Raw genomic sequence first — 1163 nt, forward strand, 5'->3', positions numbered from 1 at the left:
GACGGTGACCAGGCCGACCACGAAGACCGGGAGGACCAGGCCGACGAGGGCGTCGACGCCGAACCAGCGGTTGAAGATGAACGCGATGGCGGCCATCATGATCACGGTCAGCATGACGTACGTCAGCAGCGTGAGCACCGCCGAGGCCATCCGCGCCGGCCGTTCCCGGACGCGCACCGCGAGCAGGTCGCCGAGCGTGTAGCCGCCGACGTTGCGCACCGGCCCGGCGAAGAGGAACAGCGCGAGCATGGTGCCCATCGTGAAGGCGGTCATCAGCAGGATGGCGTCGTAGCCGCTGAGCGCGATGTGGCCGGTGAAGATGTACATCGTCGAGTACATCAGCGGCGCGGACGCCACCGCCAGCGCGTTCTGCACCGGCCCGATCCGCCGGTCGGCCAGCAGGAAGCCGTCCGCGGTGGTGGTGCTGGCGCGCGCCGAGCGGACCAGGTAGAGCACCGCGAGCGCGAGGACGACGGTGACCGGGACGGCGATCGCGGGCGTCGCCCACGTGTTGTCGACCGGGGGTTGCGGGTCGGCGAGGACGACGCTCATCGGGACGCTCCTTCCAGGTCGGCGCGGATCTTCTCGCTGAGCGGGTCGAGCCGCGTGCGGGCGTAGCGCAGGTAGAAGGCGGCGAGCGTCACCACGAAGGTGAACGACAGGAAGACGAAGAGCAGGCCCACGTTGACCGGGCCGGCCACCTTCTCCCGGAAGAAGTCCGGAGCGTAGGTGGCGAGCAGGCTGCCGAGGAACCACCACCCGAAGAAGGCGACGCTGGCCCAGAGCGTGACCGTGCTCGATCGTCGCCGTAGTTCCCTGAACTCTGCGCTGTGATGGACGGCGAGGTAACGACCGCCGTCCGGTGCCGGAGCTGCCGTGTCCATTGCTCTCTCCCCCTGGTGAGAACGTCGCAGACGATGCGGAGATGGCGTGCGGCGTCAGTCTCGGCGACCGCTCACGCTGCGGCATGGCTTAATCACGGGATTTCCGGGAGGCTGCCGGCGCATTGGCGTGCCCGGCCCGGCCGAACCGCGTGAACGGGTGATGCCCGCGCCCGGCCGGCGTCCGATGGTGACTGCATGACGTCGGCACTGAGAACCAGCGCGTGGACGTACGACGACTTCACCGGCCGCGAGCTGGACCCCGCCCGCTGGGCGGTCATG

2 protein-coding genes are annotated in these 1163 nt (G+C 69.4%); both read right to left on the reverse strand.

Going from position 1 to position 1163, the window contains the following annotated elements:
* The coding region (locus tag AB0L34_RS34145) for a hypothetical protein (RefSeq protein ID WP_363709812.1) at positions 1-552 on the reverse strand (552 nt) is incomplete at its 3' end.
* Complete coding sequence (locus tag AB0L34_RS34150; protein WP_043323102.1) at positions 549-884, reverse strand: DUF485 domain-containing protein; 336 nt, start codon at positions 882-884, stop codon at positions 549-551. The genes AB0L34_RS34150 and AB0L34_RS34145, both read right to left, overlap by 4 nt.
* Between the last annotated feature and the right edge of the window lie 279 nt (positions 885-1163).

The sequence above is a fragment of the Micromonospora sp. NPDC052213 genome, from assembly GCF_040679695.1.
Taxonomy (GTDB): Bacteria; Actinomycetota; Actinomycetes; order Mycobacteriales; family Micromonosporaceae; genus Micromonospora.